At 53.0% G+C, this 26,444-nt stretch carries 25 protein-coding genes; 13 read left to right on the top strand and 12 right to left on the bottom strand.

What is annotated here, in order from left to right; all coding sequences use genetic code 11:
• Positions 1–474: 474 nt before the first annotated feature.
• The 4 genes from NA197_RS06565 to syd all read right to left on the bottom strand — a co-directional run bounded on the left by NA197_RS06565 (position 475) and on the right by syd (position 3,210).
• Complete coding sequence (locus NA197_RS06565; protein ID WP_000807735.1) at positions 475–924, bottom strand: flavodoxin; 450 nt, start codon at positions 922–924, stop codon at positions 475–477.
• A gap of 18 nt (positions 925–942) precedes the next feature.
• Complete coding sequence (gene truC / locus NA197_RS06560) at positions 943–1,725, bottom strand: tRNA pseudouridine(65) synthase TruC (protein ID WP_000890028.1); 783 nt, start codon at positions 1,723–1,725, stop codon at positions 943–945.
• Complete coding sequence (locus tag NA197_RS06555) at positions 1,725–2,054, bottom strand: YqcC family protein (RefSeq protein ID WP_000207010.1); 330 nt, start codon at positions 2,052–2,054, stop codon at positions 1,725–1,727. Before NA197_RS06555 ends, truC begins: the two co-directional genes overlap by 1 nt.
• Positions 2,055–2,664: 610 nt before the next feature.
• Positions 2,665–3,210, bottom strand: coding sequence for a SecY-interacting protein (gene syd / locus NA197_RS06550; protein ID WP_000343990.1), 546 nt, complete (start codon positions 3,208–3,210; stop codon positions 2,665–2,667).
• A 68-nt stretch (positions 3,211–3,278) separates the two neighbouring features.
• Here syd and queF point away from each other — a divergent pair, with 68 nt between their 5' ends.
• The 5 genes from queF to xni all read left to right on the top strand — a co-directional run bounded on the left by queF (position 3,279) and on the right by xni (position 9,811).
• On the top strand, positions 3,279–4,127 hold the full coding sequence (queF, locus tag NA197_RS06545) for an NADPH-dependent 7-cyano-7-deazaguanine reductase QueF (protein ID WP_023261238.1): 849 nt from the start codon (positions 3,279–3,281) through the stop codon (positions 4,125–4,127).
• Between the two features lie 113 nt (positions 4,128–4,240).
• The gene (gene ppnN / locus NA197_RS06540; protein ID WP_000627973.1) at positions 4,241–5,605 is read left to right on the top strand and encodes a nucleotide 5'-monophosphate nucleosidase PpnN; all 1,365 of its coding nucleotides are present in this window, start codon (positions 4,241–4,243) and stop codon (positions 5,603–5,605) included.
• Between the two features lie 564 nt (positions 5,606–6,169).
• Positions 6,170–7,459 carry an HAAAP family serine/threonine permease SdaC gene (sdaC, locus tag NA197_RS06535; protein WP_000450462.1) on the top strand — a complete coding sequence of 430 codons (1,290 nt, stop codon included), beginning with the start codon at positions 6,170–6,172 and terminating at the stop codon, positions 7,457–7,459.
• A gap of 58 nt (positions 7,460–7,517) precedes the next feature.
• Positions 7,518–8,885: an L-serine ammonia-lyase II gene (sdaB, locus tag NA197_RS06530; protein ID WP_000626384.1), complete on the top strand. Its 1,368-nt coding sequence runs from the start codon at positions 7,518–7,520 to the stop codon at positions 8,883–8,885.
• 170 nt (positions 8,886–9,055) lie between these two features.
• Entirely contained in the window at positions 9,056–9,811 is a 756-nt protein-coding gene (xni, locus tag NA197_RS06525; RefSeq protein ID WP_001818022.1) for a flap endonuclease Xni, read from the top strand.
• 91 nt (positions 9,812–9,902) lie between these two features.
• On the opposite strand, the gene fucO is transcribed toward xni, so the two are convergent.
• A complete protein-coding gene (gene fucO, locus NA197_RS06520) occupies positions 9,903–11,051 on the bottom strand; it encodes a lactaldehyde reductase (RefSeq protein WP_000013565.1) in 1,149 nt (382 codons plus the stop codon).
• Positions 11,052–11,067: 16 nt separating this feature from the next.
• Complete coding sequence (gene fucA, locus NA197_RS06515) at positions 11,068–11,715, bottom strand: L-fuculose-phosphate aldolase (protein ID WP_000440819.1); 648 nt, start codon at positions 11,713–11,715, stop codon at positions 11,068–11,070.
• Positions 11,716–12,270: 555 nt separating this feature from the next.
• On the opposite strand from fucA, the gene fucP reads away from it, so the two are divergent.
• From fucP to fucR, 5 genes are all read left to right on the top strand, one after another.
• Complete coding sequence (gene fucP, locus NA197_RS06510; protein ID WP_000528620.1) at positions 12,271–13,587, top strand: L-fucose:H+ symporter permease; 1,317 nt, start codon at positions 12,271–12,273, stop codon at positions 13,585–13,587.
• A 31-nt stretch (positions 13,588–13,618) separates the two neighbouring features.
• Complete coding sequence (gene fucI, locus NA197_RS06505; protein WP_000724126.1) at positions 13,619–15,394, top strand: L-fucose isomerase; 1,776 nt, start codon at positions 13,619–13,621, stop codon at positions 15,392–15,394.
• Between the two features lie 100 nt (positions 15,395–15,494).
• Positions 15,495–16,913: an L-fuculokinase gene (gene fucK, locus NA197_RS06500; RefSeq protein WP_001670246.1), complete on the top strand. Its 1,419-nt coding sequence runs from the start codon at positions 15,495–15,497 to the stop codon at positions 16,911–16,913.
• 1 nt (position 16,914) lies between these two features.
• The gene (fucU, locus tag NA197_RS06495) at positions 16,915–17,337 is read left to right on the top strand and encodes an L-fucose mutarotase (RefSeq protein WP_000920848.1); all 423 of its coding nucleotides are present in this window, start codon (positions 16,915–16,917) and stop codon (positions 17,335–17,337) included.
• Between the two features lie 57 nt (positions 17,338–17,394).
• Positions 17,395–18,105, top strand: a complete 711-nt coding sequence (gene fucR / locus NA197_RS06490; RefSeq protein ID WP_000642333.1) for an L-fucose operon activator — start codon at positions 17,395–17,397, stop codon at positions 18,103–18,105.
• Positions 18,106–18,163: 58 nt separating this feature from the next.
• On the opposite strand, the gene rlmM is transcribed toward fucR, so the two are convergent.
• The 4 genes from rlmM to NA197_RS06470 all read right to left on the bottom strand — a co-directional run bounded on the left by rlmM (position 18,164) and on the right by NA197_RS06470 (position 21,162).
• Positions 18,164–19,264 (bottom strand): 23S rRNA (cytidine(2498)-2'-O)-methyltransferase RlmM, encoded by a 1,101-nt coding sequence (gene rlmM, locus NA197_RS06485; protein WP_017465992.1) that lies wholly within the window; start codon positions 19,262–19,264, stop codon positions 18,164–18,166.
• Positions 19,257–19,652: a DUF423 domain-containing protein gene (locus NA197_RS06480; RefSeq protein ID WP_000203913.1), complete on the bottom strand. Its 396-nt coding sequence runs from the start codon at positions 19,650–19,652 to the stop codon at positions 19,257–19,259. The genes rlmM and NA197_RS06480 overlap by 8 nt, the downstream gene beginning before the upstream one ends.
• Before the next feature lie 18 nt (positions 19,653–19,670).
• Positions 19,671–20,588: a glycine cleavage system transcriptional regulator GcvA gene (gene gcvA / locus NA197_RS06475; protein ID WP_000044409.1), complete on the bottom strand. Its 918-nt coding sequence runs from the start codon at positions 20,586–20,588 to the stop codon at positions 19,671–19,673.
• Positions 20,589–20,934: 346 nt separating this feature from the next.
• Positions 20,935–21,162, bottom strand: coding sequence for a YgdI/YgdR family lipoprotein (locus tag NA197_RS06470; protein WP_000750393.1), 228 nt, complete (start codon positions 21,160–21,162; stop codon positions 20,935–20,937).
• A 192-nt stretch (positions 21,163–21,354) separates the two neighbouring features.
• Here NA197_RS06470 and csdA point away from each other — a divergent pair, with 192 nt between their 5' ends.
• From csdA to rarD, 3 genes are all read left to right on the top strand, one after another.
• Positions 21,355–22,560 (top strand): cysteine desulfurase CsdA, encoded by a 1,206-nt coding sequence (csdA, locus tag NA197_RS06465; protein WP_064043136.1) that lies wholly within the window; start codon positions 21,355–21,357, stop codon positions 22,558–22,560.
• Positions 22,560–23,003, top strand: coding sequence for a cysteine desulfurase sulfur acceptor subunit CsdE (gene csdE / locus NA197_RS06460; protein ID WP_000184199.1), 444 nt, complete (start codon positions 22,560–22,562; stop codon positions 23,001–23,003). The genes csdA and csdE overlap by 1 nt, the downstream gene beginning before the upstream one ends.
• Before the next feature lie 299 nt (positions 23,004–23,302).
• Positions 23,303–24,190: an EamA family transporter RarD gene (gene rarD, locus NA197_RS06455; RefSeq protein ID WP_077906292.1), complete on the top strand. Its 888-nt coding sequence runs from the start codon at positions 23,303–23,305 to the stop codon at positions 24,188–24,190.
• 51 nt (positions 24,191–24,241) lie between these two features.
• On the opposite strand, the gene tcdA is transcribed toward rarD, so the two are convergent.
• Both tcdA and mltA read right to left on the bottom strand, forming a co-directional pair.
• Positions 24,242–25,048: a tRNA cyclic N6-threonylcarbamoyladenosine(37) synthase TcdA gene (gene tcdA / locus NA197_RS06450; RefSeq protein WP_000117743.1), complete on the bottom strand. Its 807-nt coding sequence runs from the start codon at positions 25,046–25,048 to the stop codon at positions 24,242–24,244.
• A gap of 109 nt (positions 25,049–25,157) precedes the next feature.
• Complete coding sequence (gene mltA / locus NA197_RS06445) at positions 25,158–26,255, bottom strand: murein transglycosylase A (RefSeq protein ID WP_000678626.1); 1,098 nt, start codon at positions 26,253–26,255, stop codon at positions 25,158–25,160.
• Positions 26,256–26,444: the final 189 nt, after the last annotated feature.

Below are 26,444 nucleotides of genomic sequence, written 5' to 3'. Positions count from 1 at the left end.
CTCCTGAAATTTCGCGTTAGCTACGCTCACTCTGAACTGCACAACCGGTAGGGAATCAGAGATAACGTTTCCTTGTTGCAGCTTTTATTAGGTCGTTTGCTTTGCACGCTGCATGCTTTTATTCACTGGCAGGAGAAGTATAAAAAGCGCGCCACACACACTCACCGTGCAACAACACAGTATTTTGGCGATGAATTACGCCTGTTTATGGCAAAAGCCCAGGACAGTGGAAGCCACTTCACGGAAATGAAATCAGAAGGCGCCAGGCGTCGACGCAGGAGGAATAAAAAGAGAAGAATGTGAAACAGGTCGCTTGATCACATGAAAACGCCCGTAAAAAACTGCCGCTTTTGCGGGCATATGCCCAAAGCTAACACGATTCAGTTACTTTACACTGTATACAGGTCGTGATTTTGCTTACTGGCAACGCAAGCAAACGAAAAGGTACCCTCCCGTAGGGGGGAGGGATTTACCTCAGGAAAGTAAAGTTCCCCAGTTTTCAACCCAGGGATTGGATTGGCTCTCCGGCTCCGGATGTTCGCTGGCGTCAATGAATAATATCTCCCCCACCCGCTGCGCGCTTTGTTCTTGCAACAGGGCATCAAACTGTTTGCCGCCATTACAGAAATTGGGGTAGCTGCTATCACCTAGCGCAATCACCCCGTAACGCAGGTTTGGCTGAAAACCCAACGTATCTTTAATGCCGTGAAAGAGCGGCGCAATGCTATCCGGTAGATCGCCCTGCCCGGTCGTCGAGGTAACGACCAGCGCAACCTTATCCTGATATTGCTGCCAGTCGGACAGTTCAGGATCTTCAAACACGGTCGCGCTGTGGCCCTGTCTGGCGAGGATCGCTTCCGCTTCTTCCGCCACCAGCAGTGAGTTGCCATACATGGTCCCGACAAAAATACCAATTTCTGCCATTATGCGTATCTCCCTGAATTATGCCTGATGAGTCTCATCCTGCCGGGACGCCGCCGTAAACTCAACCCTTTCATTGTCAGGGAGAAGTCCCCGCCAGCCAAACTGTGTCAGCGCCTGCATCCAGGTTTCATCCAACCCGGCCTGAATTATCAACGGCTGTCCGGTGAAGGGGTGCGTCAGTTCAAGCCGACTGGCATGAAGCATCAGGCGACGACAGGCAAAATGCTCTGCGGCGCTGCGGTTTTGTCGCAAATCGCCATGCTTGCTGTCGCCGATGATAGGATGACGCAGATGCGCCAGATGACGACGAAGCTGGTGCTTGCGTCCCGTTTTTGGTTCCAGCTCAACCAGGCCATAACGCGTGGTGGGATAACGCCCGGTCGGCACCGCCATTTCGACCGTCGCCAGCCCGCGATACTGCGTTACAGCCGGCTGGGGCGCTTTATCTTCGCGGGCGAATTTATCGGCAATTTTATCGCGCTCTTCCACCAGCGGATAATCCAGTACCGCGTCATCCATCAGCCAGCCGCGCACAATGGCATGGTAGCGTTTACGGATGTGGTGCTGCTCGAACTGCTGCGCCAGACGGCGTCCCGCTTCGCTGGACAGCCCCATTAACAGTACGCCCGACGTGGGCCTGTCGAGACGGTGGGCGGTAAAAACATGCTGGCCGATTTGGTCGCGCACCGTTTGCATGACCACGACTTTTTCGTCGCGATCCAGCCAGCTCCGGTGAACAAGCCAGCCTGCGGGTTTATTCACGGCAACCAGCCACGGGTCTTGATAGAGGATCTCCAGCATCAGGATTTATCGCGGACGAATAGCGCATCCAGATCCTGCAAAACCGCCAGGATCGCCTCCCGCTGCGGATGATCCGCCGCCAGCGCCATTTCATAATAAGGGGCGACGGCAAACGCCTCGGGCAGCGGCTGCGCATTATCAAGTAGGGTATGCATACGTGGGATCAATACCCATTGCAGCCATTCCAGCGGTTCCATGGTATCCATAAAAAATGGTTGGGTGCTGGTAAACAAATGCGCCTGCGGCGCATCCAGCCGCCAGTGGCGATGCTCGCGCAGCAGCGTTTCAAGCGCATGTAACTGCTGACGCACACGGTCATGAGTCGTCATGTTAAAACCTCAATGATGAAAATCTGGCGCGCAGAATAACAAAAAAAAGGGAGCACTGTATAAACAGTGCTCCCGGTTCGTTTCGCAGCATTCCAGCTACTTTTCGTGCTCCCTGCTCATCCGTGACAACTTTTCCTGTGACCTTACGGCCTGTTCATCCTGAACGTTTGCATCCTGCGCACATCGCCCGATGTGATAGCTTCATCCTGAAGCGTCCCTGGTCATCCAGACCCGCCGAACATCCTGATCGGCTCTCGTTCTCCGTCCTGGAGGTGTCCTTTAACGCATCCTGCGCTTTCCACTTTGCTTCATCCTGAAGCCTTTCCTTGTAACACCATCCTGGCGTGTCCTGCTGAAGCGTCATCATCCTGACGTTCGCTTCGTTGTACGACTCCCTGTCGACGAAGATAGAATCGCCTGTTTCACCTTGTCTTACAAGACGCTTACAGACAATACCTTAAGTAAATTTTCATATGAAAGTGCGCAAAAACATTTTAATTAGTTGTTTTATATAGACTTACATAAGAAAACGGGACTCAGTATCCGCTGATATCCTGGCGATCTCCTACAGACTTTGTAAGAGATCTCTCACACCCGTTAGGGCAAACGATTACAGAAGAGGATTAAGTTGCGTAAGGAATTCCGCAAGCGTTGCGGCAAGAACGGTACGATTGCGGGTGCCCAGCGTTTCTTTAATCACCTCGCCGGACAGATTACAGACCGAAATGACCTCAAGCTCATTTTCCTGCGTCGCAATAAAAAGCGTGGGAGGAAGCTTGAGCCGCTTTTGCGTGACCAGGTGGCCTATCAGATTTTCCTGCACGCGCCGAAAGTCATCCTGACTCCAGGTTTGCAGTAGCGTAAGCTTTTCATCCGCAAACTGCGCGGGCATGTCGCCAGCAAACTGCGTGGTGTAAAACGCGTGGAGCGCAGGTTGTACCATAATATCAAAGGCGCGTTCAACCGCGTTTACATTTTCTTCGCCTTCAAAAGGTTGCGGCTGCCAGTAAACGGCATCGCGGGTTGAAGAAATAATGCACGGAGAAGGTACGCCATACAGTTCTTCGCTCAACGGCCAGCTACCGTGTTTTTCTTGCCACGCGTCGCAGTAACGCGTCGTAAAGGCTTTCAATGCCTGCGCTGTCAGTTCGTCCACCAGTTTCTCTCTTCATAAAAGCCAGGATACACTTGGCGCATAGTGTATCTGGTTTATGACGGTGAAACATGTCTTCTTATGAAAACCATCAGGCTCTCGATGGCCTGACTCTCGGAAAATCAACGGATTACCGGGACAATTATGACGCAAGCCTGCTGCAGGGCGTACCGCGCAGTTTGAATCGCGACCCGCTCGGATTAACAGCCGATAATTTACCGTTCCACGGCGCGGATATCTGGACGTTGTATGAACTTTCCTGGCTTAACAGCCAGGGTCTTCCGCAGGTCGCCGTCGGGCATGTCGAACTGGATTACACCAGCGTTAATTTAATCGAATCCAAAAGCTTTAAACTGTATCTGAACAGCTTTAACCAGACGCGCTTTGACACCTGGGAGACGGTGCGCCAGACGCTGGAGCGCGATCTGCGCGCCTGTGCGCAGGGCAACGTTAGCGTGAGGCTTCATCGTCTTGATGAGCTGGAAGGACAGCCTGTCGCCCATTTCCACGGCACCTGTATTGACGATCAGGATATCAGTATCGACAACTACCAGTTTACTACCGACTATCTGCAACATGCGGTCAGCGGCGAGAAGCAAGTAGAAGAAACGCTGGTCAGTCATCTGTTGAAATCCAACTGCCTGATCACCCACCAACCGGACTGGGGCTCGATACAAATTCAGTATCGCGGGTGCCAAATCGACAGGGAAAAACTGCTGCGTTATCTGGTCTCCTTCCGTCACCATAATGAATTTCACGAGCAGTGCGTAGAGCGTATTTTCAATGACATTCTGCGCTTCTGCCAGCCGGAAACGTTAAGCGTTTATGCGCGCTATACCCGCCGCGGCGGGCTGGACATTAATCCCTGGCGCAGCAATACCGATTTTGTGCCCGCCACGGGCAGGCTGGCGCGTCAGTAATCTTTTTTGTCAATTTTGCGTGCCGGATTGCGCATGTAAGGTTGTGAAAGGTCATCAGCCAGGGCTATTGTAATCAACAGGGAATGGCGTGTTGCGTCCCATAAGGAGTTTACTTGATTACACATATTAGCCCGCTTGGCTCAATGGATATGTTGTCGCAACTGGAAGTGGACATGCTGAAACGCACGGCCAGTAGCGACCTGTATCAACTGTTTCGTAACTGTTCACTTGCCGTTCTTAACTCCGGCAGCCTGACCGACAACAGCAAAGAGCTGCTGTCCCGCTTTGAAAATTTCGATATTAACGTACTGCGCCGCGAGCGCGGCGTGAAGCTGGAATTGATTAATCCGCCTGAAGACGCCTTTGTTGACGGGCGGATTATTCGTGCGCTACAGGCTAACCTGTTCGCGGTGCTGCGCGACATTCTCTTTGTGAATGGGCAGATCCACAATGCCGGCCGTTTCCAGCATCTGGATCTTGAAAGCTCAACACATATCACCAATCTGGTGTTCTCCATTTTGCGCAACGCCCGGGCGCTGCACGTCGGCGAAGCGCCAAACATGGTGGTATGCTGGGGCGGCCACTCAATTAACGAAAACGAGTACCTGTATGCCCGTCGCGTCGGCACGCAGTTGGGATTGCGCGAGCTGAACATCTGCACCGGCTGCGGCCCTGGGGCGATGGAAGCCCCCATGAAGGGAGCGGCGGTCGGTCACGCGCAGCAGCGCTATAAAGACAGCCGCTTTATCGGCATGACTGAGCCTTCCATTATTGCGGCTGAACCGCCTAACCCGCTGGTGAACGAACTGATCATCATGCCGGATATCGAAAAACGCCTGGAAGCGTTCGTCCGTATCGCACACGGTATCATCATCTTCCCGGGCGGCGTGGGTACGGCGGAAGAGCTGCTTTATTTGCTGGGTATTCTGATGAATCCAGCCAATAAAAATCAGGTGCTGCCGCTGATCCTGACCGGACCAAAAGAGAGCGCCGATTACTTCCGCGTGCTGGATGAGTTTATTACCCATACGCTGGGCGAAGCGGCCCGCCGTCATTACCGCATCATCATTGACGATGCGGCGGAAGTAGCGCGACTGATGAAGAAAGCGATGCCGCAAGTGAAAGAGAATCGCCGCGATACCGGCGACGCCTATAGTTTTAACTGGTCGATGCGTATTGCACCGGATCTTCAGGTGCCGTTTGAGCCGTCGCATGAGAATATGGCCAACCTGAAACTGTACCCGGATCAGCCGGTTGAGATTCTGGCGGCGGATCTGCGGCGCGCCTTCTCCGGTATTGTCGCGGGGAACGTGAAGGAGGTCGGGATACGCGCCATTGAAGCTAATGGTCCGTATAAAATCCACGGCGATCGAGAAATGATGCGTCGCATGGACGATCTGCTGCAGGGTTTCGTCGCGCAGCATCGTATGAAATTGCCAGGTTCCGCCTACATCCCCTGTTACGAGATCTGCGCTTAACGCTTATGCCCGGTTGCCGCCAGCAGCCGGGCGCTTCTCCAATTCCTTTCATTGCGGTACGGCAATTAACGTATGCCTTCATTTTTTATGATGATCATCAGAGGCATAGCCCGCATTGTTTTATAAACACCATTTATAATTCATCATAAATAGATTGCCAGGCAAACGTTTACCTGACTCCTCTTACCGTGATTTATCGGTTCAAACTCTTATTCTTCGCCAGAATCTACTAAAAACCTTGATTTTTATAGTCAAACCTCCGTATCTTGCGCCCCAATCTTTCCGGCCTTATATCGTTAATGGTAGCCTTCGCGCCCGGAAATTCGTTATGACGTTTTTTTAATAGATTAATGGTCCAAATTTATCCATGTAAGAAGCGGATTATTGCATTTGAGATCGGGATCACTGATAGATTCATCACTTAAATGTATCTTTCCGCCCGAAAATTATTACGGCGAAAAATTATATAAAAAGCGTCCCTAAGCAGATTTCATTTTACGATCAGGTCTTTTTTCATTGGATTAGACCAGCAACCTGATTTTTAGCATCCTCCAGGAGAAATAGATGGAAACCACTCAGACCAGCACGATTGCTTCGATTGACTCTCGAAGCGCATGGCGCAAAACGGATACCATGTGGATGCTGGGCCTTTACGGCACGGCTATCGGCGCGGGCGTTCTGTTCCTGCCGATCAACGCAGGCGTCGGCGGCATGATTCCGCTCATCATCATGGCGATTCTCGCTTTCCCGATGACCTTTTTCGCACACCGTGGTTTAACCCGCTTCGTGCTGTCCGGTAAAAACCCGGGTGAAGACATCACTGAAGTCGTTGAGGAACACTTCGGTATCGGCGCAGGTAAACTGATTACCCTGCTCTACTTCTTCGCGATTTATCCCATCCTGCTGGTTTACAGCGTGGCGATTACTAATACCGTGGAAAGCTTCCTGACCCACCAGTTAGCGATTAATCCGCCGCCGCGGGCGATTCTTTCCCTGATCCTGATTGTTGGCATGATGACCATCGTGCGCTTCGGCGAGCAAATGATCGTTAAGGCGATGAGTATCCTGGTATTCCCGTTCGTCGCTGCGCTGATGCTGCTGGCCTTGTACCTGATCCCGCAGTGGAACGGCGCGGCGCTGGAAACTCTGTCCTTTGATTCCGCCGCGTCTACCGGTAACGGTCTGTGGATGACGCTGTGGCTGGCGATTCCGGTGATGGTTTTCTCTTTCAACCACTCCCCGATCATCTCCTCCTTCGCGGTTGCGAAGCGTGAAGAGTACGGTGAAGGCGCTGAGAAGAAATGTTCTAAAATTCTGGCCTTCGCCCACATCATGATGGTGCTGACCGTGATGTTCTTCGTCTTCAGCTGCGTGCTGAGCCTGACGCCGGCAGATCTGGCAGCGGCAAAAGAGCAGAACATCTCTATTCTGTCTTACCTGGCGAACCACTTTAACGCGCCGATCATCGCCTGGATGGCGCCGATCATTGCGATGATTGCTATCACCAAATCCTTCCTCGGCCACTACCTGGGCGCGCGTGAAGGCTTTAACGGGATGGTGATTAAATCGCTGCGTGGTAAAGGTAAATCCATCGAAATCAACAAACTGAATAAAATTACCGCGCTGTTCATGCTGGTCACCACCTGGATTGTGGCGACGCTGAACCCCAGCATCCTGGGCATGATTGAAACCCTGGGCGGCCCGATCATCGCGATGATTCTGTTCCTGATGCCGATGTATGCCATCCAGAAAGTACCGGCAATGCGTAAGTACAGCGGTCATATCAGCAACGTATTCGTTGTGATTATGGGCCTGATTGCCATCTCCGCTATTTTCTACTCACTGTTCAGCTAAGTCCTTTAGCGCCGCTTACCGCGGCGCTTCTCTATGATACAACCGCAATGGATGCCCTATGATTAGCGTATTCGATATTTTTAAAATCGGCATTGGCCCTTCCAGTTCTCACACCGTCGGACCAATGAAAGCAGGCAAGCAGTTCACGGACGATCTGATTGCCCGCCATATCCTTACAGATGTCACCCGCGTCGTGGTGGATGTCTACGGCTCTCTGTCATTGACGGGTAAAGGCCACCACACTGATATCGCCATTATTATGGGCCTGGCGGGGAATCTGCCGGACACCGTCGATATCGACGCCATTCCGTCCTTTATTCAGGATGTGAACACCCATGGGCGTTTACTACTGGCCAATGGGCAGCATGAAGTCGAATTTCCGGTCGATAAGTGCATGAATTTCCACGCCGACAACCTGTCTCTGCATGAGAACGGGATGCGTATTACCGCGCTGGCGGGCGATAAAGTGCTCTACAGCCAAACCTACTACTCCATTGGCGGCGGCTTTATCGTCGATGAAGAGCACTTTGGTTTGACAAATAGCGAACCCGTTAACGTACCGTATCCTTATAAAACCGCCGCGGATTTACAGCGCCATTGCCAGGAGACGGGTCTGTCGCTCTCCGGTCTGATGATGCAAAACGAACTGGCTCTGCACAGTAAAGAAGCGCTGGAGCAGCACTTCGCCAGGGTCTGGGAGGTGATGCGCAGCGGTATTGAGCGCGGTATCACCACCGAGGGCGTATTGCCGGGCAAACTGCGCGTTCCGCGTCGTGCGGCGGCGCTGCGTCGGGTGCTGGTCAGTCAGGATAAGACCACCACCGATCCGATGGCGGTCGTCGACTGGATCAATATGTTCGCGCTGGCGGTGAACGAAGAGAATGCCGCAGGCGGACGAGTAGTCACTGCGCCGACTAACGGCGCATGTGGTATTGTTCCGGCGGTGCTGGCGTACTATGACAAGTTTATCCGCGAAGTAAATGCTAACTCGCTTGCTCGCTATATGCTGGTCGCCAGTGCGATTGGCTCGCTGTATAAGATGAACGCCTCTATTTCCGGCGCCGAAGTGGGTTGTCAGGGAGAGGTCGGCGTGGCCTGTTCCATGGCGGCAGCGGGTCTGGCCGAGCTGCTGGGCGGTAGTCCGGCGCAGGTGTGTATCGCCGCAGAAATCGCCATGGAGCATAATCTGGGGTTAACTTGCGATCCGGTTGCCGGTCAGGTACAGGTTCCCTGCATTGAGCGTAACGCGATTGCTTCAGTCAAAGCAGTCAACGCCGCGCGTATGGCGCTGCGCCGTACCAGCGAACCGCGTGTATGCCTCGATAAAGTGATTGAGACCATGTACGAAACCGGTAAAGACATGAACGCTAAGTACCGCGAAACTTCGCGCGGCGGCCTGGCGATGAAGATCGTTACCTGCGATTAATTCTCAGCACATTTTAGGATCTGTAGGCCGGATAAGGCGCTCGCCGCCATCCGGCTTTTGTTGCCTGATGGCGCCTCGCTTATCAGGCCTACGGATAGCGCGATTTCGCAATGCTCGCCTCCCCCCGCCGTGAATGTTACCCTACGCGCAGGTTTGTAAGGGAGAACACCGTGGCTGCTCATCTGCTTATCGTCGACGCGCTCAATTTGATTCGCCGTATTCACGCCGTTCAGGGATCGCCCTGTGTGGAAACCTGCCAACACGCGCTCGATCAATTGATTATCCACAGCCAGCCAACCCATGCCGTAGCGGTATTTGATGACGACGCGCGCAGCAGCGGCTGGCGTCATCAGCGTTTGCCGGACTACAAAGCAGGACGTCCGCCGATGCCTGACGATTTACATAATGAAATGCCCGCCCTACGCGCCGCGTTTGAACAGCGCGGCGTACGCTGTTGGGCATCAGATGGTAATGAAGCGGACGATCTGGCGGCGACGCTGGCGCTAAAAGTTACCGAAGCCGGACACCAGGCAACCATTGTGTCAACCGATAAAGGCTATTGCCAGTTGCTCTCTCCGGGATTGCGCATTCGCGACTACTTCCAGAAACGCTGGCTGGACGCGCCGTTTATTGAAAAAGAGTTTGGCGTACTCCCCCGGCAGTTGCCGGATTACTGGGGTCTGGCAGGAATCAGCAGTTCGAAAGTCCCCGGCGTTGCCGGTATCGGCCCCAAAAGCGCGACCCAGCTATTGATTCAGTTTCAAAATCTGGAGGGAATTTACGCCCATCTGGACGAGGTGCCGGAAAAGTGGCGCAAAAAGCTTGAGACGCATAAAGAAATGGCATTTCTTTGCCGCGATATTGCACGTCTGCAAACCGATTTACATATCGACGGAAACTTACAGCAGCTACGGCTGGTACGGTAGTTTTGTTGCCGGATGGCGGCGTGAACGCCTTATCCGGCCTACAGAACTGCACGAAATGTAGAGCGGATAAGCGCAGCGCCATCCGGCAAAATTACCAGGCGGTATGATACAGTTCGACAATGTCCGCCAGACTCGCTTCACGCGGATTGCCGCCCGTACAGACATCATCGAACGCCGCCTGCGCCAGCGCCGGGATATCCTCTTTTCGAACGCCGACATCACGCAAATGCAGCGGAATTCCCACATCGCGATTTAGCGTAAATACGGCTTCCACTGCGGCATTACGCGCCTCTTCAAGGCTCAATCCTTCTACCTTCACCCCCATCGCCCGGGCGATATCACGGAATTTCTCGTTGGTAGACCCGGCATTAAAACGCATCACATGCGGAAGCAAAATAGCATTCGCGACGCCGTGCGGCGTGTTGTAAAACGCGCCCAGCGGATGCGCCATCCCATGCACCAGCCCCAGCCCCACATTGGAAAACCCCATCCCGGCAACGTATTGCCCCAGCGCCATCGCCTCACCGGCCTCTTTTTCTCCGGCTACGGCGCCGCGCAGCGCACCCGCAATAATCTCAATGGCTTTGATATGTAAGGCATCCGTCAGCGCCCATGCGGCCCGGGTAATATAGCCTTCAATAGCATGGGTTAGCGCATCCACGCCCGTTGCCGCTTTCAGCGCGGGCGGCATACCGTCCATCATATCAGCATCGATAAATGCCGCCTGCGGAATATCATGCGGATCGACACAAACGAATTTGCGCCGTTTCTCTTCATCGGTAATCACATAATTGATAGTGACTTCCGCCGCGGTTCCCGCCGTTGTCGGGATCGCCATAATCGGCACGCTGGGTTTACGGGTCGGCGATAGCCCTTCCAGACTGCGCACATCGGCAAATTCCGGATTGTTACTGATAATACCGATCGCTTTGCAGGTATCCTGCGGAGAACCGCCGCCAATGGCGATGAGATAGTCCGCGCCGCTTTGGGTAAAGACCTTAAGCCCTTCCTGGACAACGGAAATCGTAGGATTAGGGATCACGCCCGCATAGATCTCCCACGCCAGCCCTGCGGCATCCATTCTGCTTGTCACTTTATCGACCACACCGCATTGCACCAGCGTTTTATCGGTAACAATCAGCGCTTTATGATAACCGCGGCGCGTCACCTCATCGGTTAATGCGTCCACCGCTCCCCGGCCAAACCATGCCGTTTCATTCAGAATCATTCTGTTCGCCATCGCCTGTCTCCTGACATCACTCTTCAATACGTAACCCGTAAGTTTTAAATTTCTCCAGTACGATAGCGATCGCCTCGTCATCCAGTACCGGTACCGGATCGACAATGGCCAGCGTACTTAAATAGAGCTGCGCCAGCACTTCCACTTCATGCGCCAGCCACAACGCTTTGTCTAAATTTTCTTCACAAGCGATAAGCCCGTGGTGCTGTAGCAGCGTCGCTTTACGATTTTTAAGCGCCACAGCAACATGGTCAGAAAGTTCGCGGGTGCCAAAAGTGGCGTAGGGCGCGCAGGGAATAGAGTTCCCACCCGCGGCGGCAATCATGTAGTGAATCGCCGGAATCGGGCGATTCAGGATCGAGACTGCCGTACAATGGACAGCGTGGTTATGTACCACGGCATTGGCGTCAGGGCGCGTCTGGTATGCCGCCATATGAAAACGCCACTCGCTGGAAGGCAGCTTGCCCTGCTCATGCTGACCGTCTGCATCAATAAAGACAATGTGCGACTCTGTCAGCTTCTCGTAGGGGATCCCCGTCGGCGTAATCAGCAATCCGCCCTGATAACGTACGCTCACGTTACCTGCCGTCCCCTGATTTAACCCTAACCGCGTCATTTCCAGACAGGTATCAATAATCTGCCGCGCCAGTCTATTTCGTTCCATTATTTACCTCTCTCTGTGATTCAAAATGAGACAACAAAACCGCCTTTCGCATCACGCTGCTGTCCTGTTGAAATAATCGAATAGTTAGCAACTATCATCATACTGAATAAAGAGAAGGGAATTTAAATAACAATATTTTGTGATACACATCAATTAATTCGCCACGATAAACCAGACGACTGCCATTTCTCTCGCCGATAAATGCCCGCTCTTAATAATATTTTTCAAAACGGGCAAAGATGAAAAATAAGTTACCACTGACCGTTTTCGTAGCAATAATTTAATTCGGGCATTCAGCCTGTGGTTTTTTAAATTAAACATCTCAAACGGTCATTTTTTTATGAAAATTAAAGTGATGATAATCACAGAACGCTATGCTCTCAGGTATAAATGTGACCGCCATCATATTAAAAGGCCTTTTTTATTTGAAAATGACTCCATGAGTTCATTCCGGACGCCAATTTATTACCGGTAAGAAAAGCGAACTCACCTAATTTTACGGTCTGGTGACCAGAACCGACCGCACGCAAAAGCTTCTGAACCGATGAGGATGCTATGGGAAACACAACAATACAAACACAGAGTTTTCGTGCTGTGGATGCAGAGCAAAGCAAAAGCAAGCGCTACATTATTCCATTCGCCTTACTTTGCTCGCTATTTTTTCTGTGGGCCGTCGCCAATAATCTGAATGACATTTTATTACCGCAGTTTCAACAAGCTTTTACGCTAACTAACTTCCAGGCCGGACTTATTCAGTCAGCCTTTTATTTCGGTTATTTCGTCATTCCAATTCCCGCTGGGATTTTGATGAAAAAACTCAGTTATAAAGCAGGGATTATCACTGGGCTTTTTTTGTATGCTTTTGGCGCCGCATTATTCTGGCCTGCCGCCGAGATAATGAATTACACATTATTTTTAATTGGCCTGTTTATCATCGCCGCCGGTTTAGGCTGCCTTGAAACTGCGGCCAATCCTTTTGTGACGGTATTAGGTCCAGAAAGCGGCGGACATTTCCGGCTTAATCTGGCGCAAACTTTTAACTCCTTTGGCGCTATTATCGCCGTTGTGTTTGGGCAAAGCCTTATTTTGTCTAACGTGCCGCATCAATCACAAGAAGCGCTTGATAAAATGACGCCGGATCAGCTTAGCGCCTATAAACACAGCCTGGTGTTATCGGTACAAACGCCATACATGATTATCGTCGCCATCGTATTAGTAGTTGCGCTGCTGATTATGCTGACCAAATTTCCGGCCCTGCAAAGTGACGATCATAGCGATGCTAAACAAAGCTCTTTCTTATCTTCTCTCTCCCGACTCATCCGTATCCGCCACTGGCGCTGGGCGGTGCTGGCGCAGTTCTGCTACGTGGGGGCGCAAACCGCCTGCTGGAGCTATCTGATCCGCTACGCCATTGAGGAGATCCCTGGAATGACGCCCGGTTTCGCCGCCAACTACCTGACCGGCACGATGGTGTGCTTCTTTATCGGCCGTTTCACCGGGACCTGGCTTATCAGCCGCTTCGCGCCGCATAAAGTGCTGGCCGCCTACGCCCTGTTTGCCATGCTCCTGTGTCTGATTTCCGCCTTTAGCGGCGGACATATCGGCCTGCTGGCGCTGACGTTGTGTAGCGCATTTATGTCAATCCAGTACCCAACCATCTTCTCGCTGGGTATCAAAAATCTGGGACAGGACACTAAGTACGGCTCGTCTTTTATCGTCATGACCATTATTGGCGGCGGTATTGTCACGCCAGTAATGGGCTTCGTTAGCGACGCCGCAGGCAAAATCCCGACCGCCGAACTGGTTCCGGCATTGTGCTTTGCCGTCATCTTCATTTTTGCCCGTTTCCGTTCACAAGCGGCGACAAACTGAACATTTATCCGAATAACGTGAGGAATCTGTCATGAAAAAAATCAGCTTACCGAAAATCGGTATCCGCCCGGTGATTGATGGACGTCGTATGGGCGTACGCGAGTCGCTCGAAGAGCAAACCATGAATATGGCGAAAGCGACGGCGGCGCTCATCACCGAGAAAATCCGCCACGCCTGTGGGGCACAGGTGGAGTGCGTCATTGCGGATACCTGTATTGCCGGAATGGCGGAATCCGCCGCCTGTGAAGAAAAATTCAGTAGCCAGAACGTGGGCGTGACCATTACCGTTACGCCGTGCTGGTGCTATGGCAGCGAAACCATTGATATGGACCCGATGCGTCCGAAAGCCATCTGGGGCTTTAACGGCACAGAGCGTCCCGGGGCGGTTTACCTTGCCGCAGCGCTGGCGGCGCACAGCCAGAAAGGCATTCCGGCGTTCTCCATTTATGGCCATGACGTGCAGGATGCCGACGATACCTCCATTCCAGCCGACGTCGAAGAAAAACTGCTGCGTTTTGCGCGGGCAGGGTTAGCGGTTGCCAGTATGAAAGGCAAAAGCTACCTCTCCGTCGGCGGCGTGTCGATGGGGATCGCGGGTTCCATTGTCGATCATAACTTCTTTGAATCCTGGCTGGGCATGAAGGTGCAAGCGGTAGATATGACCGAACTGCGCCGCCGTATCGATCAAAAAATTTATGATGAGGCCGAACTGGAGATGGCGCTGGCGTGGGCGGATAAAAACTTCCGCTACGGCGAAGATCAAAACGCCTCGCAGTATAAGCGCAATGAAGCCCAGAACCGCGCGGTGCTAAAAGAGAGCCTGCTGATGGCGATGTGTATTCGCGACATGATGCAGGGCAACAAGACGCTGGCGGACAAAGGGTTAGTTGAAGAATCGCTGGGCTACAACGCCATTGCCGCCGGCTTCCAGGGCCAGCGCCACTGGACCGATCAATACCCGAACGGCGATACCGCCGAAGCGCTGCTCAATAGTTCTTTTGACTGGAACGGCGTACGCGAACCGTTTGTCGTCGCCACCGAAAATGACAGTCTGAACGGCGTAGCGATGCTGTTCGGCCATCAACTCACCGGTACCGCGCAGATCTTCGCCGACGTGCGAACCTACTGGTCGCCGGAAGCCGTAGAACGCGTCACCGGCCAGGCACTCAGCGGACTGGCGGAGCACGGCATTATTCACCTGATTAACTCCGGTTCTGCCGCTCTGGACGGTGCCTGTAAACAGCGCGACAGCGAAGGCAAGCCGACCATGAAACCGCACTGGGAAATCAGCCAACAAGAGGCGGATGCGTGTCTGGCGGCCACCGAATGGTGCCCGGCGATTCACGAATACTTCCGCGGCGGCGGCTACTCATCCCGTTTCCTGACCGAAGGCGGCGTACCATTCACCATGACCCGCGTGAATATCATCAAAGGCCTGGGGCCAGTACTGCAAATCGCCGAGGGCTGGAGCGTCGAACTGCCGAAAGCGATGCACGATCAGCTTGATGCCCGCACCAACTCTACCTGGCCTACCACCTGGTTTGCGCCGCGTCTTACCGGCAAAGGCCCGTTTACCGATGTCTATTCGGTGATGGCGAACTGGGGCGCTAACCACGGCGTACTCACCATCGGCCATGTAGGGGCGGATTTTATTACTCTCGCCGCGATGCTGCGTATCCCGGTATGTATGCACAACGTGGAGGAGGCGAAGATCTACCGTCCTTCCGCCTGGGCGGCTCACGGTATGGATATCGAAGGCCAGGATTATCGCGCCTGCCAGAATTATGGCCCGCTGTATAAACGTTAATGCGGCTTAGCCCGGTGGCGCAGGCTTACCGGGCCTACGGGCGCGTGAACCGTAGGCCGGATAAGCGTAGCGCCATCGGGCGGCGTTTATGGAGTTATCTATGAAACAAGACGTTATCCTGGTTCTCGACTGCGGTGCGACAAACGTTCGGGCGATCGCCGTTGATCGCCAGGGGAAAATTGTCGCCCGCGCCTCAACCGCTAACGCCAGCGACATTGCCGCAGAAAATAGCGCCTGGCATCAGTGGTCGCTGGACGCCATCCTGCAACGTTTCGCCGACTGCTGCAGGTCACTCTCCAGCGCCCTGTCGGAGTGTGTTGTTCGCGGTATTACGGTGACTACTTTCGGCGTCGATGGCGCGCTGGTCGATGCGCAGGGTAAGCTGCTCTACCCGGTCATCAGTTGGAAATGCCCGCGAACCGCCGCCGTGATGGAAACGATTGAGCGCTTTATCTCGCCCCGGCAATTGCAGACGCTCTCCGGCGTCGGCGCATTCAGCTTTAACACGCTGTATAAACTGGTCTGGCTTAAAGAGAATCATCCGCGCCTGCTGGAACAAGCTCACTGCTGGCTGTTTATCTCGTCGCTGATTAACCACCGTCTGACCGGTGAGTTTACGACCGATATCACTATGGCAGGCACCAGCCAACTACTGGATATCCATCAGCGCGACTTTAGTCCGGAAATCCTGCAGGCGACGGGCCTGGCGCGCCGCCTGTTCCCGCGTATCGTGGAAGCGGGCGCCCCGATAGGCACGCTACAGACAGACGCGGCCAGGCTACTCGGTCTCCCGGCGGGTGTGCCGGTGATCTCTGCCGGACACGATACTCAGTTCGCGTTATTCGGCGCTGGCGCGCAGCAAGGTGAACCGGTGCTCTCCTCCGGAACCTGGGAGATTCTGATGGTGCGCAGCGGTCAGGTGGATACCTCGCTGCTCAGTCAGTATCCGGGCTCGACCTGTGAACTGGACAGTCAGTCGGGGCTTTATAACCCCGGAATGCAGTGGCTGGCCTCCGGCGTACTCGAATGGGTACGAAAACTGCTGTGGACGCCGGAAACACCATGGCAAACGCTGATCGACGAAGCGCGCGCTATTCCCGCAGGCGCGGAAGGCGTGCGGATGCAGTGCGATCTGCTCGCCTGCCAAAATGCAGGCTGGCAGGGCGTGACGCTCAATACCACCCGCGGCCATTTCTATCGCGCCGCGCTGGAAGGCCTGACGGCGCAACTTCAGCGTAATCTGCGCACGCTGGAGAAAATCGGTCATTTTAACGCCACAGAACTGTTACTGGTTGGCGGCGGCAGTCGCAACGCTTTGTGGAATCAAATTAAAGCGAATCAGCTTGCTCTCCCTATCAAGGTGCTGGACGACGCGGAAACCACCGTGGCCGGCGCTGCCATGTTTGGCTGGTACGGCGTAGGCGAATTTAGTAGCCCGGAGCAGGCGCGTGCGCAGGTCAATTATCAGTATCGCTATTTCTGGCCGCAAACCGAACCTGAAATTATTGAGGGAGTATGAAATGCTAAAAACCATTTCACCGTTAATTTCCCCGACACTGCTCAAAGTGCTGGCCGAGATGGGCCACGGGGACGAAATCATTTTTTCCGACGCTCACTTTCCCGCGCATAGCCTGGGCCCGCAGGTGATTCGCGCCGATGGTCTTAGCGTCAGCGATCTACTGCGGGCAATTATTCCGCTCTTTGAGCTGGATAGCTACGCCCCGCCGCTGGTGATGATGGCCGCCGTGGAAGGCGACACGCTCGACCCCAGCGTTGAAGCGCGCTATCGTGATGCCTTGTCATTAGAAGCGCCGTGCCCGGATATCGTTCGTATCGACCGCTATGCGTTTTATGAGCGGGCGCAAAAAGCGTTTGCGATCGTTATCACAGGTGAGTGCGCGAAGTACGGAAATATTCTTTTAAAAAAAGGGGTAACGCCGTAATCTCTTGCCGGTGCGCCCGCATGACGCGGGCGTTCATCGAATGATGGGGTGAGAAAAATGAAAGCGGCACGCCAACAAGCGATAGTCGATCTGCTGATCAATCATAAAAGTCTGACCACCGAAGCGCTGGCCACCCGGCTTAACGTCAGTAAAGAGACCATCCGCCGCGATCTCAGTGAACTACAGACGCAGGGAAAAGTGCTGCGTAATCACGGACGAGCTAAATATATTCATCGTGAAAATCAGGACAGCGGCGATCCATTCCATATCCGCCTGAAAAGCCATTATGCGCACAAAGCCGATATTGCCCGTGAAGCGTTAGCGTGGATAGAAGAAGGAATGACGATTGCGCTGGATGCCAGTTCAACCTGCTGGTATCTGGCCCGCCAGTTGCCGGATATTCCCATTCAGGTTTTTACCAATAGCCATCCTATCTGTCAGGAGCTGGGAAAACGCGAACGCATTACGCTGATAAGTTCCGGCGGCCAGCTTGAACGTAAATATGGCTGTTATGTTAATCCGTCGCTTATCTCACAGCTAAAATCGCTTGATATCGATCTGTTCATCTTTTCCTGTGAGGGGATCGACGGCGGCGGCGATCTGTGGGACTCCAATGCGATCAACGCCGATTTTAAATCTATCCTGCTCAGGCGCGCCTCGCAGTCTTTATTATTGATTGATAAAAGTAAATTTAATCGTTCAGGAGAGGCGCGCATCGGCCATCTGGATGACGTGACGCATATTGTTTCAGATGCGCCGCAGTCATAGGCCGGATAAGCGTGCGTCATCCGGCGCTGATGACGCGCCGGATGACGGCAGCGCGTTTTTATCGCTCGTCGCGACGCCCGCCAACAGCCGCCCACAACCGACGCACGTGTACCGTCACTTCTTCGCGATCGTGATAAAGCTGACGCGCCTGGATCTGCGCATTAACGCCGTGCTCATCCAACTGCGCCTGAAGATACGCCAGGTTATGCGACACCTCTTCATAGCGTTTTTTCATCGGCAGTTTAAGGTTAAAAATCGTCTCCCGACACCAGCCGTTCACCAGCCACTGCGCCATTAACGCGGTGACTTTGGCCGGCTTCTCCACCATATCGCAGACCATCCATGAAATATTATTCCGGTTCGGACGGTACCTGAAGCCATCCTCACGCAACCAGGTCACCTGTCCGGTGTCCATCAGGCTTTGCGCCATCGGGCCGTTATCTACGGAGTAAACCCACATATTGCGCTTCACTAACTGGTACGTCCATCCGCCGGGACAGGCGCCCAAATCCACCGCATACATGCCGTTCGCCAGACGTTCATCCCACTCATCTTCCGGGATGAAAACGTGGAGCGCCTCTTCCAGTTTCAGCGTTGAGCGGCTCGGCGCATCAGACGGAAACTTCAAACGCGGGATGCCCATATAAAACGGTGAATTGTTATGTGTGAACGAATAGCCGGTATAGCAGCATCCTGGCGCGATAAAAAAGACATGAACGACCGGACGCTTCGGCGTTTCATAATTCGTCAATACGCCCGCATCACGCAAAGCCGCGCGCAGCGGCACCGTAAATTTGCGGCAGAACTTCATCAGTTCTTTACTTTCATTGGTGTCGGCGACTTCAACCCGCAGCTCGCCGCCCTTTTCCACTACGCCCTGCAACATGCCGACAATCGGCGTAATTCTGTCTTCCGGCGGTAAATGTTGCAGCAGTTCCCCCACCACAAACCACTGGCGGGCGAAAATCAGCGAACTGAACGGCAGTTCTGAAATCAGCTTTTCGCCATCTTCCGGCTGGTAGCATTCATAAATGACATAGCCTGCGTTCTCTTTTACGCGTGCAAAACCAAATATTTCCCGTTTTCCCGCTTTATCGGTAATTTCTGCAGCGCACTCTTTTTCAAATCCCGGACGGCAGAGCAAGACAACTTTATTCATGGCTCGCGCCCTTACGTTTCATACGAATGGCGCCAATCAGCAATAGCGCCCAGCCCACCAGGAAACTGACACCGCCGACAGGCGTGATATACGCCCACAGGCGCAAATGCGAAAGCGCAAGGCAGTACAGGCTGCCGCTAAACAGCACCGTGCCCAGCGCCAGAAAAACGCTGCTCCAGTAAAACCAGATGCTGATACGGCGCTGCATCGCCACCGCCAGGCCAAAGATCGCCAGCGTATGGAACGCCTGATATTGCAGGCCGGTCTGAATCCAGCCCATTTCAACCACGCCCAGGGTTTTACTCAAAACATGCGCCCCGAACGCGCCCAGAGCAACGTAAATAAAACCGCTGATAGCGGCGACAATCAGCATAAAACGGCTGGTCATGGTCATACCCTAAGTTAATTATTGTTCGTAACGAAAACGGAATTTTTCTTGCTCCGTCGCCGCCTTCGCCAAAATCCACTGACGGAAGGCGGCTATTTTACCCAGTTCTGCCTGGCTGTCATGACAAACCAGATAAAAAGCATTCTTACTCACCAGAACATCGTTAAATGGACACACCAGTCGCCCGGCTTCAATTTCCGACTGCGCCATAACATTATTCGCCAGCGCGATCCCCTGTCCGTGAATAGCGGCCTGTAGCACCATCGCGCTGTGGCTAAATATCGGCCCTTGCTGAACGTTAATATGGTTGAGCCCTAACTGACGAGTATAGGCCTGCCAGTCACGCCGGGAGGCATCATGCAATAGCGTGTGTTTCGCCAGATCCTCCGGCGTCTTTAACGGTTTTTCGCCTGTGAGTAATAAAGGAGAACAGACGGGCAGTAAATATTCTGCGTATAATTTTTCGACGCGCAAGCCCGGCCAGTTTCCCCGGCCATAAAAAATCGCGACATCGACATCGTCTGCCAGTTTATCTTCCTGACGGTCAACGGCTTGTATCCGAACGTCAATTCCCGGATAAGCTGAGTTAAAGCTGGAGAGCCTGGGCACCAGCCACTGGATGGCAAAACTGGGCGGTAAACTCACCGTCAGCGCCCCTTTGGCACTGCGCGCCTGGAGCTTACGCGTTGCTTCCGTGAGCTGGGAAAATATCTCTTTAATATCGAGAAAATAGCTTTGGCCTTCTTCCGTCAGCAGCAGCGAACGATTGCGGCGGCGGAACAGTTTTAGCCCCAAAAAATCCTCAAGTGACTTAATTTGGTGGCTTACTGCGGCCTGCGTCACAAAAAGTTCTTCCGCTGCTCGCGTAAAGCTCAAATGGCGCGCGGCAGCATCAAAAACACGTAACGCATTTAAAGGAGGTAATCGTTTTGACATGGCCTCTGGACTTAATGTCGAATGAATTTAACAAACAGGTAACAATATGTAACCTATTAGTTTTTTTAATCTGAGACATTATAAATTGTCCGTTGAGGTTCTACCAGCAAATACCTATAGTGGCGGCACTTCCTGAGCCGGAACGAAAAGTTTTATCGGAATGCGTGTTCTGATGGGCTTTTGGCTTACGGTTGTGATGTTGTGTTGTTGTGTTTGCAATTGGTCTGCGATTCAGACCACGGTAGCGAGACTACCCTTTTTCACTTCCTGTACATTTACCCTGTCTGTCCATAGTGATTAATGTAGCACCGCCATATTGCGGTGCTTTTTTTTGTATAACAAACGGTTAGTTTTCCAGAGCCACCATCTCTTTCACGTCAGTACGATTGATCTGCTGTTTGTTGCCATTAGCGTCTTTATACGAAATCATACCGGTATCGTTATCGGTCTGGGGTTTACCGTCGGTCACAATGCTACGTCCATCATTGGTGTGCATAACGTAATTAGGACCGGAACAGGCGCTCAGGGCAAAAGTCAGCATACATGCAGAGATAATTGCGGCAGTCTTTTTCATCTTCTTCTCCTTAAAGCTGTTTGTGCTATTTAAAGCGGACTCCGTAACAGGCTTAAACATTCGCCTAACATTATTCAGCATAACCTCCTTTACATAATTCGCCAGGATATACAGACGATTCCGATGGTTAGGACAAACCTTGTATCAGCCGCGCTTTTACGCCACGATCGGTAAACTGAACCGAGGAATATCATGAACGCTTTTAATCCCACGCAGTTTCGCGCGCAGTTTCCCGCGCTAGCCGATGCGGGTGTTTATCTCGATAGCGCCGCCACGGCATTAAAGCCACAGGCAGTCATTGACGCCACGCACCAGTTTTATTGTTTGAGCGCCGGTAACGTTCACCGTAGCCAGTTTGCGCAGGCGCAGCGCCTGACGGCGCAATATGAAGCGGCCAGAGCAAAAGCAGCGCGACTGTTAAACGCGCCCGATGAAAAAAGTATCGTCTGGACACGCGGCACCACCGAAGCGATCAACATGGTGGCGCAGTGTTACGCCCGTCCTCGTCTGCGCTCCGGCGATGAAATTATCGTTAGCGTCGCCGAGCATCACGCCAACTTTGTGCCCTGGCTGATGGTGGCGCAACAAACCGGCGCGCAGGTCATAAAACTGCCGCTTAATGACCGGCGTCTTCCTGATGTTGAGCGTCTGCCGGAACTGATCACGTCGCGCAGCCGGATTCTGGCGCTGGGGCAAATGTCGAACGTAACGGGCGGCTGCCCGGATCTCGCAAGCGCTATCAGCGCCGCTCACGCAGCGGGAATGGTCGTGATGGTAGATGGCGCGCAAGGCGCGGTACACTTCCCGGCGGATGTCCAGCAGCTTGATATCGATTTTTATGCTTTTTCCGCTCACAAACTGTATGGCCCGACCGGTATCGGCGTGCTGTACGGTAAGCCGGAGCTTCTTGAGGCGATGTCACCTTGGCTTGGCGGCGGCAAGATGATCCGTGACGTTAGCTTTGAAGGCTTCACCACTCAAAGCGCTCCCTGGAAGCTGGAAGCGGGGACGCCGAACGTCGCCGGGGTCATCGGCCTGAGCGCTGCGCTGGAATGGCTGTCCGATATCGATATTGAAGAGGCCGAAAACTGGAGCCGGGGGCTGGCGACGCTGGCGGAAGACGCACTGGCGAAACGTCCGGGCTTTCGTTCGTTCCGCTGCCAGGACTCCAGCCTGCTGGCCTTTGATTTTGTCGGCGTGCACCACGGCGATATGGTGACGCTGCTGGCGGAATACGGTATTGCGCTCCGGGCCGGGCAACATTGCGCCCAGCCATTGCTGGCGGAACTTGGCGTCACAGGGACTCTGCGCGCCTCTTTTGCGCCGTATAATACCCAACATGATGTGGATGCGTTGGTTAACGCCGTTGACCGCGCGCTGGAACTGCTGGTGGATTAATGACAAACCCTCTTTATACCGGACACCCGTTCGGCACAACGGTAACGGAAGAGACGTTACGCGCTATCTTTCTCCCGCTGACCCAGTGGGAGGATAAATATCGTCAGTTGATTCTGTTAGGAAAACAGCTCCCCGCTCTGCCGGATGAATGCAAAGCGCAGGCGAAGGAGATAGCCGGCTGCGAGAACCGCGTCTGGCTGGGCTTTACCCGGTCAGATAACGGAACGATGCACTTTTTCGGCGACAGTGAGGGGCGGATTGTCCGCGGCCTGCTGGCGGTATTGCTCACCGCGGTGGAAGGAAAAAACGCCGCCGAGTTGCAGGCTCGTTCACCGCTGGCGCTGTTTGATGAGCTGGGTTTACGCGCCCAGCTTAGCGCCTCACGTAGTCAGGGGCTGAACGCGCTGAGCGAAGCGATTGTTGCCGCAACGCATAAGCGTTGAAATAGCGTAAATATCCTGTCGCCTGACAGTGCCGTCCGCGGCGGTCAGGCGATGCAGATAAAATAATCCAGTCACTTTATTAGTTTCGGCGTCAGATTTCCCTGATAAACATTCTTTTGATTTTTATCAGCTATCACAATGAAATTACAATGTTAGAATCCATGTTAAAACGGCGTGAAGATTTTAGAGTAAATAAAGCCACTCGATGTAGCGTAGCAGGAGAACTGGAAAATTCATACGCATCGGGTGAAGTTATAACAGGATATGGATAAGTGGAAAAATATCTGCGTAACGGTACCATGTTTGTGGTGCTGGCATTTATATTATGGGGATTAACACCTTTATACTATCAATATTTATCAGGGGGGAACCTCGCACAAATATTGATATACCGGGTGTTCTGGTCAATACCATTATTACTGGTAGTAAGGTTGTTATTTCGGCAGCGAACGCGATTCCATGATGCTTGGAAAGATAAAAAATCTTTTTTCTTCTGCATGATCGCCGGACTTTTGATGATTGTCTCATGGTCATCTTTTATTTATGCGCTAACCCATCATCTGGTACTTGATGCCAGCCTCGGCTATTTTATCAACCCGCTATTTGTTATTGCGCTGGGATGCATTTTTCTTAAAGAAAAACTGTCGTTGTTTCAGGCCATCGCCGTTTTTTCTGGTGTCTGTGGCCTGACTTTTCAAATTATCATGCTACGGCATTTCCCGGCGCTGGCGCTAACCATGGGATTATCATTTGCGCTATATGGCCTGGCGCGAAAGTTTATACATTATGATGTGATGACATCGATAACGATTGAAACATTATGGGCATTGCCTGTCTCACTATTAATTTTTCTCTTTAGCGATAGCGGACCAATTATATCCGCTAATACTCCTTTCTTTTTGTATGTCATGACGGCGCCAGTGACGATCATTCCACTGGTATTATTTGCCATCGCGTTAAATCACACCTCGTTGATTGTGACCGGACTGGCGCAATATATAGAGCCGTCTTTACAGTTCTTACTTGCCATTATGATATTTGGCGAACACATTAATTATGCGGAACTGCTCTGCTTTTGTGCAGTATGGTTCGGGTTGTTTCTATGCATATCTGAAAATTTATATTCCCATTATCTCCGCGCCCGTCTGAAACCGGTGTTCGGCAGGGTACAGCGCTTCTTTCGCTAACGAAGGGCGCAGGGCCGGATACGCGTCTGCGTGACACTCCGCCCCGTCCTTTTATTCTTGTCGCGCCGCTTTAGCCATGATCTTCTTCAGCGCATGGGAAACGGCGACAAAACCGAACGTTGCCGTCACCATCGTCGCCGCGCCGAAGCCAGAGGCGCAATCCATCCGTTTTGGCCCTTCTGCGGTAGCTTTCATCGCGCATACGGAACCGTCCGCCTGTGGGTAAACCAGCGCTTCGGTGGAAAAAACGCAGTCCACGCCCAGCTTACCTTTACTGTTCTTCACTACGCCAAAATTATGTTTCAATCTCTCACGCAGTTTTGCCGCCAGCGGATCCTGGATAGTTTTCGCCAAATCAGCGACCTGGATTTGCGTCGGATCGATCTGCCCGCCCGCGCCGCCTGTGGTCACTAAAGGAACCTTATATCGGCGACAGTACGCAATCAGCGCGGCTTTTGGACGAACGCTGTCAATGGCGTCAATGACATAGGTAAAATCCGCGTTCATATAACCCGCCACATTATCCGGCGTGATGAAATCATCGATAACCGTTACCCGGCACTCCGGGTTAATTTGCCGAATCCGTTCGGCCATCACTTCCGCTTTCGCCAACCCAACGTTATCACGCAACGCATGGATCTGGCGGTTCGTATTGGTCACGCAGACATCGTCCATATCAATCAACGTAATCGCGCCGATGCCCGTACGCGCCAGCGCCTCTGCCGCCCATGATCCCACCCCGCCGATTCCCACGACGCAGATATGCGCCTCAGCAAACCGCTGCAGCGCTTTTTCACCGTACAGACGCGCGGTGCCGCCAAAGCGTTGGCGCCAGGCATCACTTATCACCACTGACATATGACCTCAGAATAAAAAAAGGTGAGGTTATTCCTCACCCCTGCTCACTATTTTCAGGCCCGATAGCAATCGCGTTATCGGGCAATCCGGTTGTCGCAGAATACCACAATCAGCCGCTAAACACGTTACCGGCGCCCGGCGCGCTTTTTAACACCCAGACGCGACCATAGTGATTATACCATCCGGCACGATGCCCGGCATCCGGGCCAATTCCCTGGTAAATATCAAAGTGCTGGCCTTTAATCGCTCCGCCGACATCCAGCGCGACCATCAAACGTAGCTCATACTGACCGCTAAATTTACCGTTGTTATCCAGCAACGGTACTTCCGCCAACAAGGTCGTGCCAGGCGGAATGATGCTGCGGTCGGAGGCGACGGATGCTCGCCCAATCAGCGGTACAGCGCTGGCGCCTTTGACCGGCGCAAAAGATTGCGGCTTAAAGAAGACGAACGACGGGTTCTGCTCCAGTAATTCACGCACTTCCGCTTCGCTGTGCTTCTCTCCCCATTCGCGTATAGCCTGCATCGACATATCTTCTTTTTTCACTTCACCGCGATCGATAAGCACTTTACCAATACTGCGATAAGGCCAGCCGTTTTTACCGGCATAACTAAAGAAGTTCAGCGGACTACCATCACCGAAATCAATATAACCGCTGCCCTGGACATCCATAATAAAGTTATCCATCAGCGAATTACTCCAGGCCAGGATGTACTTATCGCTCAGCGCGCCTGCGTAGATCTGGGCGCGGGACGGTAAGCGTCCGCGTTTTGGCGGCATACTATAGATAGGGTACTGGAACGCGCCCTGGCGCGTATGGCGAGCCTGAACGACGGGCGTATAGTAGCCCGTGAACTGGACGTTACCGTAGTTGTCGGTGCCTTCCATCTGCCAGGCATCAATACCAAACTGACGCATAGTGCGCGTATCGCCTCCGGAACGTAACCAGTTCTGGACAGCGTTATAGACGTTGCTTTGATTGGTGTATAAACGCGGCGACGCGGAACGGATCTGGTTGACCTGCTCGGCAAAGTCTCCAGCATTAATCGGCGCGCCCACCGCGTCCGGCTGGTTTACCAGGGAGAAGGGCTGGGTAAATTTCCCGTCCTTATATTGCTGACCGCGATCGGTCGGTTTTGATGAACAGGCAGCCAGCATTGCCAGCATTACGCCTGTCGCCACATATTTTGCCCAACGTCCTTTCATGGTGTCTCGTCTTCTGCGTAATCGAAAGTGCCCGGTGAAGATAACAAACCGTCCGGAGTAATGAAATGCGATCGCGATCTCATTATGTAAATTCGTTTAAAAATCGCGCTATCTGCGGTGTATTTGCGCAATTCATGAGAAATTAGCGATTTATATGAAAAAAGGGTTGCAACAAAAGCTCAGCGGAGT

Origin of the sequence: Salmonella sp. NW884 (genome assembly GCF_051700745.1) — a bacterium.
GTDB lineage: Bacteria > Pseudomonadota > Gammaproteobacteria > Enterobacterales > Enterobacteriaceae > Salmonella > Salmonella enterica.
The sequence above is the reverse complement of the archived record's forward strand: the minus strand, read 5'-3'. Positions and strand labels throughout refer to the sequence as shown.

What these genes read in the sequence shown, in the direction of transcription:
- NA197_RS06565 (WP_000807735.1), bottom strand. Translation starts at nt 924, where the DNA reads ATGGCAGAAATTGGTATTTTTGTCGGGACCATGTATGGCAACTCACTG.
- truC (WP_000890028.1), bottom strand. Translation starts at nt 1,725, where the DNA reads ATGCTGGAGATCCTCTATCAAGACCCGTGGCTGGTTGCCGTGAATAAA.
- NA197_RS06555 (WP_000207010.1), bottom strand. Translation starts at nt 2,054, where the DNA reads ATGACGACTCATGACCGTGTGCGTCAGCAGTTACATGCGCTTGAAACG.
- queF (WP_023261238.1), top strand. Translation starts at nt 3,279, where the DNA reads ATGTCTTCTTATGAAAACCATCAGGCTCTCGATGGCCTGACTCTCGGA.
- sdaC (WP_000450462.1), top strand. Translation starts at nt 6,170, where the DNA reads ATGGAAACCACTCAGACCAGCACGATTGCTTCGATTGACTCTCGAAGC.
- sdaB (WP_000626384.1), top strand. Translation starts at nt 7,518, where the DNA reads ATGATTAGCGTATTCGATATTTTTAAAATCGGCATTGGCCCTTCCAGT.
- fucO (WP_000013565.1), bottom strand. Translation starts at nt 11,051, where the DNA reads ATGGCGAACAGAATGATTCTGAATGAAACGGCATGGTTTGGCCGGGGA.
- fucA (WP_000440819.1), bottom strand. Translation starts at nt 11,715, where the DNA reads ATGGAACGAAATAGACTGGCGCGGCAGATTATTGATACCTGTCTGGAA.
- fucP (WP_000528620.1), top strand. Translation starts at nt 12,271, where the DNA reads ATGGGAAACACAACAATACAAACACAGAGTTTTCGTGCTGTGGATGCA.
- fucI (WP_000724126.1), top strand. Translation starts at nt 13,619, where the DNA reads ATGAAAAAAATCAGCTTACCGAAAATCGGTATCCGCCCGGTGATTGAT.
- fucK (WP_001670246.1), top strand. Translation starts at nt 15,495, where the DNA reads ATGAAACAAGACGTTATCCTGGTTCTCGACTGCGGTGCGACAAACGTT.
- fucU (WP_000920848.1), top strand. Translation starts at nt 16,915, where the DNA reads ATGCTAAAAACCATTTCACCGTTAATTTCCCCGACACTGCTCAAAGTG.
- fucR (WP_000642333.1), top strand. Translation starts at nt 17,395, where the DNA reads ATGAAAGCGGCACGCCAACAAGCGATAGTCGATCTGCTGATCAATCAT.
- rlmM (WP_017465992.1), bottom strand. Translation starts at nt 19,264, where the DNA reads ATGAATAAAGTTGTCTTGCTCTGCCGTCCGGGATTTGAAAAAGAGTGC.
- NA197_RS06480 (WP_000203913.1), bottom strand. Translation starts at nt 19,652, where the DNA reads ATGACCAGCCGTTTTATGCTGATTGTCGCCGCTATCAGCGGTTTTATT.
- gcvA (WP_000044409.1), bottom strand. Translation starts at nt 20,588, where the DNA reads ATGTCAAAACGATTACCTCCTTTAAATGCGTTACGTGTTTTTGATGCT.
- NA197_RS06470 (WP_000750393.1), bottom strand. Translation starts at nt 21,162, where the DNA reads ATGAAAAAGACTGCCGCAATTATCTCTGCATGTATGCTGACTTTTGCC.
- csdA (WP_064043136.1), top strand. Translation starts at nt 21,355, where the DNA reads ATGAACGCTTTTAATCCCACGCAGTTTCGCGCGCAGTTTCCCGCGCTA.
- csdE (WP_000184199.1), top strand. Translation starts at nt 22,560, where the DNA reads ATGACAAACCCTCTTTATACCGGACACCCGTTCGGCACAACGGTAACG.
- rarD (WP_077906292.1), top strand. Translation starts at nt 23,303, where the DNA reads ATGTTTGTGGTGCTGGCATTTATATTATGGGGATTAACACCTTTATAC.
- tcdA (WP_000117743.1), bottom strand. Translation starts at nt 25,048, where the DNA reads ATGTCAGTGGTGATAAGTGATGCCTGGCGCCAACGCTTTGGCGGCACC.
- mltA (WP_000678626.1), bottom strand. Translation starts at nt 26,255, where the DNA reads ATGAAAGGACGTTGGGCAAAATATGTGGCGACAGGCGTAATGCTGGCA.